Origin of the sequence: Pseudomonas sp. PDM24, from assembly GCF_019218905.1 — a bacterium.
Lineage (GTDB): Bacteria > Pseudomonadota > Gammaproteobacteria > Pseudomonadales > Pseudomonadaceae > Aquipseudomonas.
In genome coordinates this window covers 52,422-67,898 of the sequence record NZ_JAHUWR010000008.1, presented here as the reverse complement: position 1 = coordinate 67,898, position 15,477 = coordinate 52,422, and the positions used below count along the sequence as shown (strand labels likewise).

Here is a 15,477-nt window from a genome sequence, read left to right as displayed (position 1 = left end):
TGTCTTGGGCGGGGCCGTCCTGTTATGATGAGCGCCCCGTTGAAAAGCCTCGGGGCAAAAGACGCCGTATTTAACCACAAGCGCGCAGCCGAAACCAAAGGCTGTGCCGACGCCTAGTCTGAGCATGTCCGATAAAATTGAACTTCGCGCAGAGGTGCCGTCCGAATTGGGCGGCCAACGCCTCGATCAAGTCGCCGCACAATTATTCGCTGAGCACTCGCGCTCGCGCCTTTCCGCCTGGATCAAAGACGGCCGCCTGACTGTGGATGGGGCGGTTATCCGCCCGCGAGACATCGTTCACGGTGGCGCCATTCTTGAACTGACTGCCGAGCAGGAAGCTCAGGGCGAATGGATCGCTCAAGACATCGAGCTGGACATCGTCTATGAAGACGACGACATCCTGGTGATCAACAAACCAGCGGGCCTGGTGGTGCATCCGGCTGCCGGCCACGCCGACGGCACCTTGCTCAACGCCTTGCTGCACCACGTGCCGGACATTATCAATGTGCCCCGCGCCGGTATCGTGCATCGCCTGGACAAGGACACCACCGGTCTGATGGTGGTGGCCAAGACCATTCAGGCGCAGACACAGCTGGTCACGCAATTGCAGAGCCGCAGCGTAAGCCGGATCTATGAGTGCATCGTGATCGGTGTGGTGACAGCCGGCGGCAAGATCAACGCGCCGATCGGTCGTCATGGCCAGCAACGCCAGCGCATGGCCGTGATGGAAGGTGGCAAGCAAGCCGTCAGCCATTACCGCGTGCTCGAGCGTTTCCGCTCCCACACGCACGTGCGGGTGAAGCTGGAAACCGGTCGTACGCACCAGATTCGCGTACACATGGCGCACATCAACTACCCGTTGGTCGGAGATCCTGCCTATGGCGGTCGTTTCCGAATTCCGCCGGCCGCTAGTGTGACCATGGTCGAATCCCTGAAAAATTTCCCGCGTCAGGCGCTGCATGCCCGATTCCTGGAGCTGGATCATCCGACCACCGGTAAACGCATGAGCTGGGAATCGCCGCTGCCGGACGATTTCGTCTGGTTGCTGTCGCTGCTCAAGCAAGACCGTGAGGCGTTCATCGGATGAATGACTGGCTGATTCCCGACTGGCCTGCGCCTGCCGGGGTGAAAGCCTGCGTTACCACCCGTGCGGGCGGCGTCAGTCTGGCGCCGTTCGACAGCCTCAACCTCGGCGATCACGTCGACGACAGCCCCGAAGCTGTTGCCGAGAATCGCCGTCGCCTCACCGATCATTTCTCTATTCAACCGGCCTGGTTAAAGCAGGTTCACGGCATTGTCGTGGCTCAAGCGGATCCAAGCCTGGTAGCCACAGCTGACGCCAGCTGGACGGCAACACCCGGTATCGCCTGCGCGGCGATGACCGCTGATTGCCTGCCAGCGCTGTTCTGCGACCGCGCCGGCACCCGCGTCGCTGCCGCCCATGCCGGTTGGCGCGGGTTGGCGGCGGGTGTGCTGGAGGCGACCCTCGACAGTCTGGCCGTACCGCCTGAAGACGTGCTGGTCTGGCTTGGCCCGGCCATTGGCCCACAAGCCTTTGAAGTCGGCCCGGAAGTGCGCGAAACCTTCGTCGAGCAATTGCCTGAAGCCGCCAAAGCCTTTGTACCGAGCCAGAACGCCGGCAAGTTCATGGCCGACATCTATGAGCTGGCGCGTTTGCGCCTGGCCGCTCGCGGCGTTACCGCTGTTTATGGTGGTGGTTTTTGCACCGTGACCGATCCTCGTTTCTTTTCTTACCGCCGTAGTCCACGCACCGGCCGGTTTGCCTCCTTGGTCTGGCTTGAACGCTAGACTTCTCTGATCTACATCAACATCACGACGCTTGAATCTCCCAGAATCGACCGCATCTATAGCGGTATCTGGCAGGTTTCTTCATTCAGGATGTTTATAGGTCCGGCCTGCTCAAAAGGAAGGTGACCCATGCGTATAGACCGTTTAACCAGCAAGTTGCAGTTAGCCTTGTCCGACGCCCAATCCCTGGCCGTCGGCCTCGATCATCCCGCCATTGAGCCGGCGCACTTGATGCAGGCCATGCTTGAACAGCAGGGTGGTTCGATCAAACCCCTGCTGATGCAGGTGGGGTTCGACGTCAACAGCTTGCGTAAGGAGCTGACCAAAGCTCTCGATCAGCTGCCAAAAATCCAGAATCCGACCGGCGACGTGAACATGTCGCAGGATCTGGCGCGCCTGCTCAACCAGGCTGATCGCCTGGCCCAGCAGAAGGGTGATCAGTTCATCTCCAGTGAACTGGTGCTGCTCGCCGCCATGGACGAGAACAGCAAACTCGGCAAATTGTTGCTGGGCCAAGGCGTGAGCAAAAAAGCCCTGGAAAATGCGATCAATAACCTGCGCGGCGGTGAGGCAGTCAATGACGCCAATCACGAAGAGTCACGCCAGGCGCTCGACAAATACACCATCGACCTGACCAAGCGCGCCGAAGAAGGCAAGCTCGATCCAGTGATCGGCCGTGACGACGAAATTCGCCGCACCATTCAGGTCCTGCAACGCCGCACCAAGAACAACCCGGTGCTGATCGGTGAGCCTGGCGTGGGTAAAACCGCCATCGCCGAAGGCCTGGCCCAGCGCATCATCAATGGCGAAGTGCCGGATGGCCTGAGAGGCAAGCGTCTGTTGTCTCTGGACATGGGGGCTCTGATTGCCGGTGCCAAATACCGCGGCGAGTTCGAAGAACGCCTCAAATCCCTGCTCAATGAACTGTCGAAGCAGGAAGGGCAGATCATTCTGTTCATCGACGAACTGCACACCATGGTCGGCGCCGGCAAGGGCGAAGGCTCGATGGACGCCGGCAACATGCTCAAGCCGGCACTGGCTCGTGGTGAGCTGCACTGCGTCGGTGCGACCACGCTCAACGAATACCGCCAATATATAGAAAAGGACGCGGCTCTCGAGCGACGCTTCCAGAAAGTCCTGGTGGATGAGCCGAGCGAAGAAGACACCATCGCCATCCTGCGCGGCCTGAAAGAGCGTTACGAGGTTCACCACAAGGTGGCGATCACCGATGGTGCGATCATCGCCGCGGCCAAGCTCAGTCATCGCTACATCACCGACCGCCAGCTGCCGGACAAAGCCATCGATCTGATCGACGAAGCCGCCAGCCGCATCCGTATGGAGATCGACTCCAAGCCGGAAGTGCTGGACCGCCTGGAGCGTCGCCTGATTCAGCTGAAGGTGGAATCCCAGGCGCTGAAGAAAGAAAGCGACGACGCGGCGAAGAAACGTCTGGAAAAACTGCAGGAAGAAATCGCCCGTCACGAGCGCGAATACTCGGACCTCGAAGAAATCTGGAACTCGGAAAAAGCCGAGGTGCAAGGTTCGGCGCAGATCCAGCAGAAAATCGAACAGTCTCGTCAGGAACTGGAGGCTGCGCGCCGTAAGGGCGACTTGAACCGCATGGCCGAGCTGCAATACGGGGTGATCCCGGACCTGGAGCGCAGCCTGCAAATGGTCGACCAGCACGGCAAAAGTGAAAACCAGTTGCTGCGCAGCAAGGTGACTGAAGAAGAGATCGCTGAAGTCGTGTCGAAGTGGACCGGCATCCCCGTGGCGAAAATGCTCGAGGGCGAGCGCGAAAAACTGATGAAGATGGAAAGCCTGTTGCACCAGCGTGTGATCGGTCAGGACGAAGCGGTGATCGCTGTCTCCAACGCGGTGCGGCGTTCCCGCGCCGGGTTGTCCGACCCGAATCGCCCGAGCGGTTCGTTCATGTTCCTCGGTCCGACCGGAGTCGGCAAAACCGAGCTGTGCAAGGCGCTGGCCGAGTTCCTGTTCGATACCGAAGAGGCAATGGTGCGGATCGATATGTCCGAGTTCATGGAGAAACATTCCGTGGCTCGACTGATCGGTGCGCCACCGGGCTACGTGGGCTATGAGGAGGGCGGTTACCTGACCGAGGCAGTGCGTCGCAAGCCTTATTCGGTGATCCTCCTGGACGAGGTCGAGAAGGCCCACCCGGACGTGTTCAACATTTTGCTGCAAGTGCTCGAAGATGGCCGTTTGACCGACAGCCATGGCCGCACGGTGGATTTCAAAAACACCGTGATCGTCATGACCTCCAACCTCGGCTCGGTGCAGATCCAGGAGCTGGTGGGGGATCGCGAAGCGCAGCGCGCGGCGGTGATGGATGCGATTTCCACGCACTTCCGGCCGGAGTTCATCAACCGGGTCGACGAAGTGGTGATTTTCGAGCCGCTGGCTCGGGATCAGATCGCCGGCATTACCGAGATCCAGTTGGGTCGCCTGCGTAGCCGCCTGACCGAGCGCGAGCTGAAGCTTGAGCTGAGCCCGGAAGCGATGGATAAGCTGATTGCCGTCGGTTACGACCCGGTCTATGGCGCACGGCCGCTCAAACGGGCGATCCAGCGCTGGATCGAGAACCCGTTGGCACAGCTGATTCTGTCGGGTCGATACATGCCAGGCGAGACGGCCAAGGGCACCGTGGAAAACGACGAAATCGTTTTCGTCTGATTCCCGCCGGCAGCAAATTGAAAGAGGCCTCGCATCGCGAGGCCTTTTTTTCGCCAGGCTGTTGAACTCAAAGGAAAAGGCTTGTAAAGTGCGCCCCGCAGTAAGTCGCCCTGAAGGGTTTCTGCTCCCCAAGCAGGAATCTGAAATAAGTTGCAAATCATTAACTTGAAAGCAATTTAGGGGGTTGACAGAGGTGCTTAAGATTGTAGAATAGCGCGCCTCAGACACACGAACGCAGCGATGCGAACGGGTCGAAGAGGTGAAGCAAGCTTCACAGTTGTAAATTGAAATACCAGTTGTAATTGAAATATGTAGTTCCGTGATAGCTCAGTCGGTAGAGCAAATGACTGTTAATCATTGGGTCCCAGGTTCGAGTCCTGGTCACGGAGCCAATTTCAAACCGGGGTATAGCGCAGTCCGGTAGCGCGCCTGCTTTGGGAGCAGGATGTCAGGAGTTCGAATCCCCTTACCCCGACCATTTTTGGGTCGTTAGCTCAGTTGGTAGAGCAGTTGGCTTTTAACCAATTGGTCGTAGGTTCGAATCCCACACGACCCACCATTTTTGAAACCAGTTAACGCTGGAATCGAATCTTAAGATCAGACGCCAAAAGCTCTGTTCGCAGAAGGCGCCTTTCAAAGGTGCCTTTTTTTACCGGGGTATAGCGCAGTCCGGTAGCGCGCCTGCTTTGGGAGCAGGATGTCAGGAGTTCGAATCCCCTTACCCCGACCATATTAAAAATCCTCGTATCGAAAGATACGGGGATTTTTTTTGCCTGCTGTAAATGCAAAAAAGCCCTGCTTCTCGACGCAGAGGCAGGGCTTGGGCCTTCAGAGGCTTAACTATTGTCTTTCAGGTGCTCGAACAAGCCCTTTGGCATCTTTTTACCATTGGCTTCGTAGTTGGCTTTCACGTTATCAAAAGCCTCTTGTTCCGAGATTTGACCATCATGGTTGGTGTCGATCTTGTCGAAATCGGCCTTGGGCGCCACTTTCAAAAATTCCGCGCGGGATACCTGGCCATCATCATCGGTATCGGTCCGGGCCATTGAAGCATCGCCGCACTTGCCTTCGCCACATTTACCTTCCGGCGTCTTCACGACCTGTTCCGCCGAGGCCAGCAGGTAGCCCTGAGTCAGCGGCTGCGAAGCGAATACGGAGCCGGACAACATCATGCCTCCGGCCAGGACAGCGCCGAGCAGGCCAACGGTGTTTTTGCTGAGAGTAGTGGTACGGGACATTACAAATCTCCTGGGTTGCACAACACAACCGCTCGATAAAGGACGCCACGTGAGTGCGGCGATGACCGAAGCAGGCAGTGCCTTGCTCGGGTGTGGCCATTTAGCGGGCGTGGTGTATCGCTACTGTGTCGCGCGAGGGGGGCTTTGTAAGCGAAGGGATGGAATTAGTGGGGGAGATACAGTGAGAAACACAAGTGCCTGGAAGTTGGACCGAGGCGCCTGCTTCGCGGGCAAGCCTCGCTCCTGCAAGATCGTTATTGGTTGCACATTTTGTGTACGACACAGATCCACTGTAGGAGCGAGGCTTGCCCGCGAAGAGGCCCTAAGTAACGCCGAAAATCTTAATGCAGCTTCAGACGAGGCTCAGTCCCGCGCCCAATCTTGCTACCGAGCATCAACATCGCCGTGCGGAACGCGCCATATAGCGCCATCTGGTGCATGCGATACAGCGACACGTAAAACATCCGCGCCAGCCAGCCCTCGAGCATGACGCTGCCGGTCAGGTTGCCCATCAAGTTACCCACAGCCGAAAAACGCGACAGCGAAATCAGCGAACCATAGTCGGTGTACTTGTACTCCGGCAGGGCTTTGCCTTCGATCCGCAGTTTCAGCGATTTGGCCAGCAATGAAGCTTGCTGGTGCGCAGCCTGGGCGCGCGGCGGCACATTGCGGTCGGTGCCTGGTTGTGGGCAGGCCGCGCAGTCACCGAAGGCGAAGATGTTCTCGTCACGAGTGGTTTGCAGGGTCGGCAATACTTGCAGCTGATTGATGCGGTTGGTTTCCAGGCCATCGATGTCCTTGAGGAAGCCCGGTGCACGAATCCCGGCGGCCCAGACTTTGAGGCTGGCGTTGATCACTTGGCCATCGGCGGTAATCAGGCTGTCTGCCGTCACTTCGCTGACAGCGGCGTTGGTCATCACGTTGACCCCGAGTTTCTCCAGGGTTTTATGCACCGGCCCGCCGATTCGTTCCGGCAGGGCTGGCAACACCCGTGGCCCGGCTTCGATCAGGGTGATGTGCATGTTTTCCGGTTTGATCCGGTCCAGGCCGTAGGCCGCGAGTTCATGGGCGGCGTTGTGCAGTTCCGCTGCCAGTTCGACCCCGGTGGCACCGGCGCCGACGATCGCTACGCTAATCTGCTCGACCTTATCGGTCTGCCCGGCGTGGGCGCGCAGGTAATGATTGAGCAATTGCTGATGGAAGCGCTCGGCCTGTTTGCGGGTATCAAGGAACAGACAGTGCTGCGCCGCGCCTTGAGTCCCGAAGTCGTTGGTGGTGCTGCCGACGGCAATCACCAGCGAGTCGTAAGGCACTTCGCGCGCCGGCACCAGTTCCAGGCCTGCCTCGTCATAGGTGGCGGCCAGCTGGATTCTCTTCTGTGCGCGGTCGAGCCCGCTCATGCGCCCCAGCTGGAACTCGAAGTGGTTCCATTTTGCCTGGGCAACATAGTTGAGTTCGTCTTCGGAAGAGTTCAGGGAACCTGCCGCCACTTCGTGCAACAACGGTTTCCAGATGTGGGTCAGGTTCGCGTCGACCAGCATCACACTGGCCGTGCCGCGCTTGCCCAGAATCTTACCCAGACGGGTAGCCAACTCCAGACCGCCGGCGCCGCCGCCAACGATGACAATACGATGAGTCATGGGGATATCTCGCAAGGCTAAAAGAAATCGGTGCAGTCAACCGAGCGAGCGCGATGCAGCTCATAGCGTCAGGTAACTGATAAGTCGGCTCAACAGGCCTAAACCCATGGTCACTGCCAACACCACCACCAAGAGCATCCACGGCCGGAAAGGCCGGCGCTCGACTTGGTGCTGGGACAGGTTCAGGTACTCTTCGACATGTTTCTGGTCGTCGGGGTTCAGGCGGCTGGTCATAAAGGCCTCGTCAGGTAGACGTTGCTGAATGTGTAGACGCTACAGCGCGCAGCGATGTTGCGACCTATCCGGTGTGGAACGGAGCATAGTTGCTGGCGGGAATGGCGAATGATTCCACTTTGTAACACTCGGCGACCAACTACTGCAACGGACTCACAGGCTGATCCCGACGTCGAAAACGATGCTGCGCCCCAGGTTGCTGCGCAGGAAATCCGGGGCTTCCGGGTGGGCGAACAACACTCGGGCGAAGGTCGGGCCGACCAGCGACAACGAGCGCCAGCCCTGACGCAGGTATTCGGTGGGCGGCGGAAAGTGGCTGTTGAGGTCCAGCACTTCGCGCTTGAGGCTGGCGAAGGCGATGATGTCCAGCTCCCCCAGGTCCATGCCGCGCTCTTTGTAGTTGTGGGCTTTTTTGCGCAAGGTCGGCGCCAGTCTCAGCAGAAATTCATTGGCCGGGATGCGCCGGGGCTTGGCCTCGCGGCGCACTAGCTGGCTCAGGGAAAACGCGCTGCGTCGACGTTGCAGCTCGTCGCGCCATTCGTCGTTGAGGCGCCGACCCTCGTCGAGCACGAAGAATACTTCGAAGTTCGCGTCGCGGAACAGCACGTCCGGTGGCTCCCCGGCGGGGGCAAACTCGTCGGCGCGATAGGGAATGTTCAGGCCTTGCAGCAGGCGCTGGCAAACCCAACGCTCACGCTCCCATTTGCGGGCATTGGAGAGGAACGTGTTGGCTTGCTCGGCCGCAATGGTCAGCAGGCGTAAATAATCTGAATCATCCATAGGCCCAAGCTTAGCGTTCAAATGTGATCTGAATAATAAGTCTGTCGCAAAAGAAAAAAGTCTGTCGGGATTTCTTCAGCCGTTTTTTCTGGCATGCCTATGGGTGTTTATCAGCGAATATCTTCTGCCGCCGTATCAGGTCCTTGATTATCTGGCCCGGGTTCTTGCGCTTGATCCACCCATTCCCAGAACAGCTGATAGCCGACCGCGAGTATCACAGGGCCGATAAACAGGCCGAGGATTCCGCTCGTGACCATGCCGCCCAAGGCGCCGATCAGCACCACGGGCATCGGTACATCGACGCCACGACCCAGCAGCAGCGGTTTGAGGACGTTATCGACCAATCCCGCGATGAAGACATAAATGGCAAACACAATGGTCGCCGTACTGGCACCTTCGCTCATGAAAACAAAGACGATGACCGGAAGGGTAATCAGGGTTGCCGGTAATTGCATGATGCCAAGAAGTAGCACCGCCAAGGCGAGAAGGCCGGCGCCGGGGACGCCCATGAACACAAAACCGATGCCCACCAACAGCATCTGGATGAACGCGATGCCGACCACCCCCAACGCCACTGCCCGGATGGTCGCGGTGCACAGATCGGCGATTTTCGGCCCGTTGATTGGACCGCTGAAGCGCGTAACGATTCGTACCGCGCTACGGTGGCCGCTTTCTCCATACGCTAAAAAAATACCGGCAATAAGCAGGGCGACGATGAATAAAAGGAGCCCCATGCTGACACCCGCAAGCTTGCTCAGCAGGGAGAGGCTGACACCTTTGATTTGCGGCATGAACTTGTGTGCCAGATCGGGCAGGTCAGTGGTGGCTTGCGCCCACAAGTTATAAAGAGGTTCTCCCACGAGTGGCCAGCTGGCTACCGTATCGGACGGTGGCGGAATATGGAAACTGTCGGTTTTGACCATGGTCATGACCTTTTCCACGGAATCCGCAAGCGAGGCTCCCAATAAATAAATAGGCACCATAAGAATACTGATGACGATGAATACGATCAGCGTCGCGGTGATCCCGTCCTTGTTTCCCAGCTTGCCTTTGAATCTGATCTGCAAGGGGTAGAGGGTGATTGCCAGGATCACCGACCATAGCATCAGGTCGAGGAACGGGCTGAATATCTGAAAGCAGAACATCACCAGAACGGCAATCACTCCGGCACGAATCAGTACGTCGAGCAGGTCTCGGGAAAAAACCTTTTCGAGAAGGGGTATGGGAACCATGGATTACCTCCTGTAGAGAGTGGCAAGGGCCTGCATTTGGTAAGTCCAGCCCCGGTCGCAAGTGAGCCGGTGAACATGCCGCTCAGCGACTCTTGTCCTCCCGAGCCATCCAATCCACCGGATGTATCGCGAGATAGCTGTCGACTGCAGAGCCTATTGTTGGAAAGAACGCTGTTTCGCCAAGCCGCGCAAAAAGCCCGAATCGCTTCAGTTTGTCCTTGACCGGGTCCTTCATCTCGGCCACGCACAACTTGATACCCGCCGCGTGCAACGTTTCGTCCAGTTCCGCCAACATGTCGGCGGAGGTCACGTCCACGCTGGTGACGGGTTCCGCCGCAACAACCAGCCAGCGCACTGGCGTAGGCGATGCGGCCACGGCGTCCAGCACTCGGTCATGGAACAATTCGGCGTTGGCGAAAAACAACGGCGCATCCCAGCGAAACAGGACCAGGCCGGGTACAAGGCGCGCGTCGGGATAGCGCTTGATGTCGTGATAACCCTTCACGCCGTCCGCGCGTCCCAGGACGGCAGAGTAAGGACGCCAGCCATCCCACAGAAATTCGATGACGGCGATTACGATGGCCAGGCCGATCCCCTCGATCGCACCCAGCACGGCCACGCCGACGGTGCAGACGATTGACAACCAGAACTCCCAACGCTGAATTCGATAAATGCGTCGCAGGTCGGTGACCTCAATCAGGCCGATGGCGGAGGCGATCACCACCGCAGCCAGTGCGCTGGTAGGCAAATCCTTCAACAGGTCCGGTGCCATCACCAGCAGTAAGGCAACAGCAAGCGCGCCGATGACTCCGGTCAACTGGGTTTTGGCGCCTGCGGCCTCGGCCACGGGCGTACGTGACGAACTGCTGCTGATCGCAAAACCCTGAAAAAATCCGGCGGCCAGGTTGGCGACACCGAGGCCCACCATTTCCTGGTTCGGGTCCACATAGGTGCGGGTCCGCGCCGCATAGACACGCGAGAGCACGCTGGTATCGGCGAACGAAACCAGGGCAACGGCGCAACCACCGATCAGGACGGGGACGATGTCGTCGCGGGTGATCCAGGGGATGGCGAACGCAGGCAAGCCTTGTGGAAGCGAGCCGAGGACCGATATTCCAGTGCGCGCGGCAAGGTCCAGCACAGCCACGGCGACGGTCGCTCCCGCCACGGCGATCAGAATGCCCGGCACGCGCTTGTTGCCCTTGAGCAGCAGAATCACGGCCAAGGTGCCTGCGCCGACCATGAAGGCGGTCCAGTTGGTTTTCCCCTCCATTACCGCCGTAGCGATCGCCCACAGGTTTCTCAGCGGGCCGTCGGATTCAATCGAAAAACCGAAAAACTTGGGCAGTTGGCTGATCAATACCGTCAGCGCGATCCCGTTCATGTACCCGTAGCGGATCGGTTTGGAAAGAAGCTCCGTGACAAAGCCCAAGCGCGCTATGCCGGCCAGGATGCACACCACCCCCGATACGATCGCCATCATGCTCGCAAGGGCGATGGCACGATGCGGATCACCGCCGGACAGTGGCAGCACGACGGCGAGAATGACGGCAGCCAGCGAGGAATCCGGCCCCAGCACCAGAATCCGGCTGGGTCCGAACAGCGCATAAGCGAGCAGCGGAACGATGGTCGCGTAAAGGCCATAGATGCCGGGTACGCCCGATGCCACCGCGTAGGCGATGCCGACAGGCACCAACATCGTGGTCAGCACCAGTCCGGCCACGAGGTCGTGCCGCAACCAGGTTATTTTGTAACCGCGCAGCGTGCGTAGTCCGGGAAGCCAGCGACTCCAACCGGTGTCGCCGCCGGTGTTGCGATGGGCAATGCGGCCCGGTTCCGGGACGGGAGGCGAAGCATCCGAATGGCTCATAGGACTGTGGCCCTTTGGTGTACAGCGCAGATCCGCTTGAACGTGCCGGTCAGAACTTTTCCGGAATTCGCCGCAACGGATAATCCGGTTCACGATAGCCGCCTGATTTCTGCCGTTTGGGCAAAATCACCTTCTCGCGCGGTACATTCTTGTACGGAATACGGCTGAGCAAATCAGAGATGATGTTGAGGCGGGCCCGCTTCTTGTCGTTCGAGTTGGCCACAAGCCACGGAGCATGATCGGTGTCGGTCCACTTGAACATGTCGTCACGTGCGCGCGAGTAGTCATACCAGCGGCTGTATGACTTGAGATCCATAGGCGTCAGTTTCCAGGTTTTGCGGCCATCCTTGATCCGCGCCTCGAGCCGGCGAGTCTGCTCCTCTTCGCTGACTTCCAGCCAATACTTGAACAGCATGACGCCCGAGTCGACCATCATGCGTTCCATGAGGGGGGCCAGGGCCAGGAAACGGGTCACCTGATCATCGGTACAAAATCCCATCACACGCTCGACCCCTGCGCGGTTGTACCAACTGCGATCGAAGATCACCACTTCGCCAGCCGCGGGCATGTGCGCCAGGTAGCGCTGTATATACATCTGGCTCTTCTCGCGATCGGTCGGTGCAGGTAGCGCCACCACCCGAAAGACACGCGGGCTCACCCTCTCAGTGAGCGCCTTGATTGTCCCACCCTTGCCGGCGCCATCGCGCCCCTCGAAGACGATACAGATCTTGATGCCCTTTTCTTTCACCCATTCCTGCAACTTGACCAGTTCGACATGCAGTCGGCGTAACTGCTCAAGATAGTCTTTGTTCTTCAGTTTCAAGGGTTCAGCGGAGTTGCTTTTAACAGGGGTTTTCTTCTTGTCCTTTGCCATGACCCAAGCCTCACCTATGCCAGTCGCTGACTGCCGATAGATAGACCCCTGCAGGTGCAGCTATCAGCTTGCAGATCGCGCATTGCTTCGAGCAAACCTGGCGTCAGTCGTGGACGGCCCTCTGCTCTTGACGTTCAACTTCATCACCAACCGCGTGAGTCTAGTCCATGAATCAACCCTCTACAGGGTTGCTACAGGGCCTTGCACAAAACGGATAGCGATCTGCGCAAAGCGGCTATTGCCTCGTGCCCGGCGTCTCTACCCTCGGCTGTACGGACGTTAGCCGCGTTACCGACTCTTAAAAAAACAACAACAAGAGATAGATGCCATGCGCAAGATCAACGTACATGAGGTGATCGACAACGCTCGATTCAACCGCTTTCACTGGATGGTGCTGTTCTGGTGCGCCCTGATCATCATCTTCGACGGATACGATTTGGTGATCTACGGCGTGGTGTTGCCGATGCTGATGAAAGAGTGGGGGCTCAGTCCCCTGCAAGCTGGCGCGCTGGGAAGTTATGCACTGTTCGGGATGATGTTCGGCGCGCTGTTTTTCGGCCCGCTGTCGGACAAGATTGGCCGCAAGAAAGCCATCACCCTGTGCGTGATGCTCTTCAGCGGTTTTACCGTGCTCAATGGATTTGCCCGTAACCCCACCGAGTTTGGCCTCTGCCGGTTCGTTGCCGGGTTGGGCATTGGCGGGGTGATGCCCAATGTCGTGGCGCTGATGAACGAGTACGCGCCGAAGAAAATCCGCAGCACGCTGGTGGCGATCATGTTCAGTGGTTACTCGGTGGGCGGCATGCTCTCGGCGGGGCTCGGCATCGTGCTGATCCCGAGTTTCGGCTGGCAGTCGGTGTTTTACGTGGCGGTGCTGCCGTTGCTGTTGTTGCCGTTGATCATGTACTTCCTGCCTGAATCGGTGGGTTTCATGCTGCGTCAGGGGCGCAATCAAGAGGCGCGCAACGTTCTGGAGCGGGTTGACCCGGCTTACGTTGCACTTGCCAGCGATCAGTTGCACATGAGCGAAGTGAAGGGCTCTGGCACCCCGGTGTTGCAACTGTTCCGCGAGGGGCGTGCGTTGCGCACGCTGATGCTGTGGCTGGCATTTTTCTGCTGCTTGCTGATGGTCTACGCCTTGAGTTCCTGGCTACCGAAACTGATGGCCAACGCCGGTTACAGCCTGGGCTCGAGTCTGTCGTTCCTGCTGGTGCTCAACTTCGGCGCCATTTTCGGCGCGGTCGGCGGCGGAATGCTGGGCGATAAGCTCAACCTGCCGCGCGTGTTGGCGGTGTTCTTCGTCGTGGCTGCGGTATCGATCACCTTGCTGGGCTTCAACAGTCCGATGCCGGTGTTGTACCTGCTGATCGCCCTTGCCGGCGCCACCACCATCGGCTCGCAGATTCTGCTGTACGCCTGCGCCGCGCAGTTCTACTCCATGACCATTCGCTCCACCGGTTTGGGCTGGGCGTCGGGCATCGGCCGCAACGGCGCCATCGTCGGCCCACTGCTGGGCGGTGCCTTGTTGGGGATCAGCCTGCCACTGCAACTGAACTTCATGGCGTTTGCCTTGCCGGGTGCGGTGGCCGCCCTCGCCATGACCGTGTTCGCCATCAGCAGTCAGCGCAGCGCCAAAGGTGCCACCCAGACGCTGGCGCCGACTAGCGCTTGAGCCAGGCAGCGGTCGGCACGGCGTCATGCCGTGTCGCCTGCCTGGTCACCCGCACTTTTTTCCGAACAAGAGCGGCCGGGCCTGTGCCACGGATCGCCTGACGAGTCTTGCGGCGAGGTTTCATGAAAGCGTTATTTCAGGACTTTTCCCTGTCTGCTGCCGTCGCTGGATTTATCGCCACGGTGATTTCCTACGCAGGCCCCTTGGTGATCATCTTTCAGGCCGCCGAGACCGCGCACCTCTCGCGGGAAGTGTTGTCGTCCTGGGTCTGGGCGATTTCCATCGGCAGCGCCGTGCTCGGTATCGGTTTGAGCCTGCGTTACCGCGTCCCGGTGATCATCGCGTGGTCGGCACCGGGCTCTGCGTTGCTGGTGGCACTGTTGCCGGGAATCTCCATGCCGGAGGCGGTGGGCGCTTACCTGGTCAGCAGCCTGATCATTTTCCTGGTCGGCGTGTCGGGGGCGTTTGACCGGATCATCGGCAAACTGCCCGCGGCGATTGCGGCGGCGATGCTGGCGGGGATTCTGTTCAGCTTCGGCACGGGGTTGTTCGTCTCGTTGCAAGGCAAGCCATTGCTGGTGCTGGCGATGTTTGCCACGTACCTGATCTGCAAGCGGGTGATGCCGCGCTATGCGGTGTTGATGGTGCTGCTGGTGGGCTGTTCGATGGCGTTTCTTGCCGGTGATTTGCACCGCGAAGCGCTGGTGATCGGTTTGGCCACGCCGGTGTGGATCACCCCCGCGTTCAGCTTGAGTGCAATGCTGAATGTCGCCTTGCCGCTGGTGATGGTGGCGCTGACCGGCCAGTTTGTTCCCGGCATGGCGGTGCTGCGTGCCAGCGGCTACCCAACGCCGGCCGGCCCGATCATCGCCAGCAGCGCGTTGGGCACTGCGCTGTTGGCACCGTTCGGTTGTCACGGGTTGAATCTGGCGGCGATTACCGCCGCCATTTGTACCGGTCGCGAGGCCCATGAAGATCCGCGCAAACGCTATGTGGCCGGGGTCGTGGGCGGGCTGTGTTACCTGGTGCTGGGGATCTTCGGTGCCACGCTGGTTTCGTTGTTTTCGGCGTTCCCCAAGGAACTGATCGCAGCCCTGGCCGGGCTGGCGCTGTTCGCCGCGATAGCCGGGGCGTTGGCCGGCGCAATGGCCGTGCCGAGTGATCGCGAAGCCGCGTTGGTGACCTTTCTCACCACCGCCTCGGGCATGTCGCTGTTTGGTTTGTCCGCCGCTTTTTGGGGGCTGATTTTCGGCATGGTCACGCACGTGCTGTTGAGTGCCCGGCGTCCCGCGCCGGCGATTCAAGCGGCCCCTGCGCAGGAGGTGGCGCGCTGATCGAGTAGTTAATCGAAACCCGATCCCTTATCCGTTTTCACCATCCCTCGCGGCGAATCCGCCACGGGTGGAGCACTTCAACCTGTCGATCAATAACAAT

12 protein-coding genes and 4 tRNA genes are annotated in these 15,477 nt (G+C 59.2%); 9 read left to right on the top strand and 7 right to left on the bottom strand.

Annotated features, from left to right (window positions below):
- The first annotated feature begins 124 nt into the window (after window positions 1-124).
- From rluD to KW837_RS23580, 7 genes are all read left to right on the top strand, one after another.
- Window positions 125-1,087, top strand: a complete 963-nt coding sequence (gene rluD / locus KW837_RS23610) for a 23S rRNA pseudouridine(1911/1915/1917) synthase RluD (protein WP_007901932.1) — start codon at window positions 125-127, stop codon at window positions 1,085-1,087.
- Window positions 1,084-1,809: a peptidoglycan editing factor PgeF gene (gene pgeF / locus KW837_RS23605; protein WP_218398793.1), complete on the top strand. Its 726-nt coding sequence runs from the start codon at window positions 1,084-1,086 to the stop codon at window positions 1,807-1,809. The genes rluD and pgeF overlap by 4 nt, the downstream gene beginning before the upstream one ends.
- Before the next feature lie 129 nt (window positions 1,810-1,938).
- Entirely contained in the window at window positions 1,939-4,503 is a 2,565-nt protein-coding gene (clpB, locus tag KW837_RS23600) for an ATP-dependent chaperone ClpB (RefSeq protein ID WP_192345402.1), read from the top strand.
- 316 nt (window positions 4,504-4,819) lie between these two features.
- A tRNA-Asn gene (locus KW837_RS23595) sits at window positions 4,820-4,895 on the top strand.
- 9 nt (window positions 4,896-4,904) lie between these two features.
- A tRNA-Pro gene (locus KW837_RS23590) sits at window positions 4,905-4,981 on the top strand.
- A 5-nt stretch (window positions 4,982-4,986) separates the two neighbouring features.
- Window positions 4,987-5,062, top strand: a tRNA-Lys gene (locus tag KW837_RS23585).
- Between the two features lie 94 nt (window positions 5,063-5,156).
- A tRNA-Pro gene (locus KW837_RS23580) sits at window positions 5,157-5,233 on the top strand.
- A gap of 106 nt (window positions 5,234-5,339) precedes the next feature.
- Here KW837_RS23580 and KW837_RS23575 read toward each other — a convergent pair.
- From KW837_RS23575 to ppk2, 7 genes are all read right to left on the bottom strand, one after another.
- On the bottom strand, window positions 5,340-5,741 hold the full coding sequence (locus tag KW837_RS23575; RefSeq protein WP_218398792.1) for an EF-hand domain-containing protein: 402 nt from the start codon (window positions 5,739-5,741) through the stop codon (window positions 5,340-5,342).
- 341 nt (window positions 5,742-6,082) lie between these two features.
- Window positions 6,083-7,381 carry an NAD(P)/FAD-dependent oxidoreductase gene (locus tag KW837_RS23570; protein ID WP_218398791.1) on the bottom strand — a complete coding sequence of 433 codons (1,299 nt, stop codon included), beginning with the start codon at window positions 7,379-7,381 and terminating at the stop codon, window positions 6,083-6,085.
- A 60-nt stretch (window positions 7,382-7,441) separates the two neighbouring features.
- Window positions 7,442-7,615 carry a DUF3094 domain-containing protein gene (locus KW837_RS23565; protein ID WP_123497141.1) on the bottom strand — a complete coding sequence of 58 codons (174 nt, stop codon included), beginning with the start codon at window positions 7,613-7,615 and terminating at the stop codon, window positions 7,442-7,444.
- A 153-nt stretch (window positions 7,616-7,768) separates the two neighbouring features.
- Window positions 7,769-8,395, bottom strand: coding sequence for a DUF1780 domain-containing protein (locus KW837_RS23560; protein WP_008008717.1), 627 nt, complete (start codon window positions 8,393-8,395; stop codon window positions 7,769-7,771).
- 110 nt (window positions 8,396-8,505) lie between these two features.
- Window positions 8,506-9,627 carry an AI-2E family transporter gene (locus KW837_RS23555; RefSeq protein WP_218398790.1) on the bottom strand — a complete coding sequence of 374 codons (1,122 nt, stop codon included), beginning with the start codon at window positions 9,625-9,627 and terminating at the stop codon, window positions 8,506-8,508.
- A gap of 82 nt (window positions 9,628-9,709) precedes the next feature.
- A complete protein-coding gene (locus KW837_RS23550) occupies window positions 9,710-11,497 on the bottom strand; it encodes a SulP family inorganic anion transporter (protein WP_218398789.1) in 1,788 nt (595 codons plus the stop codon).
- A gap of 49 nt (window positions 11,498-11,546) precedes the next feature.
- Window positions 11,547-12,371: a polyphosphate kinase 2 gene (gene ppk2 / locus KW837_RS23545; RefSeq protein ID WP_218398788.1), complete on the bottom strand. Its 825-nt coding sequence runs from the start codon at window positions 12,369-12,371 to the stop codon at window positions 11,547-11,549.
- 328 nt (window positions 12,372-12,699) lie between these two features.
- Between ppk2 and KW837_RS23540 the strand changes: the two genes are divergently transcribed.
- Window positions 12,700-14,043: an MFS transporter gene (locus KW837_RS23540; protein WP_218398787.1), complete on the top strand. Its 1,344-nt coding sequence runs from the start codon at window positions 12,700-12,702 to the stop codon at window positions 14,041-14,043.
- 122 nt (window positions 14,044-14,165) lie between these two features.
- Window positions 14,166-15,377 carry a benzoate/H(+) symporter BenE family transporter gene (locus KW837_RS23535; protein ID WP_063342494.1) on the top strand — a complete coding sequence of 404 codons (1,212 nt, stop codon included), beginning with the start codon at window positions 14,166-14,168 and terminating at the stop codon, window positions 15,375-15,377.
- The last annotated feature ends 100 nt before the right edge of the window (window positions 15,378-15,477 follow it).

Coding starts and splice junctions, on each gene's coding strand:
- rluD (WP_007901932.1), top strand. CDS start 125: ATGTCCGATAAAATTGAACTTCGCGCAGAGGTGCCGTCCGAATTGGGC.
- pgeF (WP_218398793.1), top strand. CDS start 1,084: ATGAATGACTGGCTGATTCCCGACTGGCCTGCGCCTGCCGGGGTGAAA.
- clpB (WP_192345402.1), top strand. CDS start 1,939: ATGCGTATAGACCGTTTAACCAGCAAGTTGCAGTTAGCCTTGTCCGAC.
- KW837_RS23575 (WP_218398792.1), bottom strand. CDS start 5,741: ATGTCCCGTACCACTACTCTCAGCAAAAACACCGTTGGCCTGCTCGGC.
- KW837_RS23570 (WP_218398791.1), bottom strand. CDS start 7,381: ATGACTCATCGTATTGTCATCGTTGGCGGCGGCGCCGGCGGTCTGGAG.
- KW837_RS23565 (WP_123497141.1), bottom strand. CDS start 7,615: ATGACCAGCCGCCTGAACCCCGACGACCAGAAACATGTCGAAGAGTAC.
- KW837_RS23560 (WP_008008717.1), bottom strand. CDS start 8,395: ATGGATGATTCAGATTATTTACGCCTGCTGACCATTGCGGCCGAGCAA.
- KW837_RS23555 (WP_218398790.1), bottom strand. CDS start 9,627: ATGGTTCCCATACCCCTTCTCGAAAAGGTTTTTTCCCGAGACCTGCTC.
- KW837_RS23550 (WP_218398789.1), bottom strand. CDS start 11,497: ATGAGCCATTCGGATGCTTCGCCTCCCGTCCCGGAACCGGGCCGCATT.
- ppk2 (WP_218398788.1), bottom strand. CDS start 12,371: ATGGCAAAGGACAAGAAGAAAACCCCTGTTAAAAGCAACTCCGCTGAA.
- KW837_RS23540 (WP_218398787.1), top strand. CDS start 12,700: ATGCGCAAGATCAACGTACATGAGGTGATCGACAACGCTCGATTCAAC.
- KW837_RS23535 (WP_063342494.1), top strand. CDS start 14,166: ATGAAAGCGTTATTTCAGGACTTTTCCCTGTCTGCTGCCGTCGCTGGA.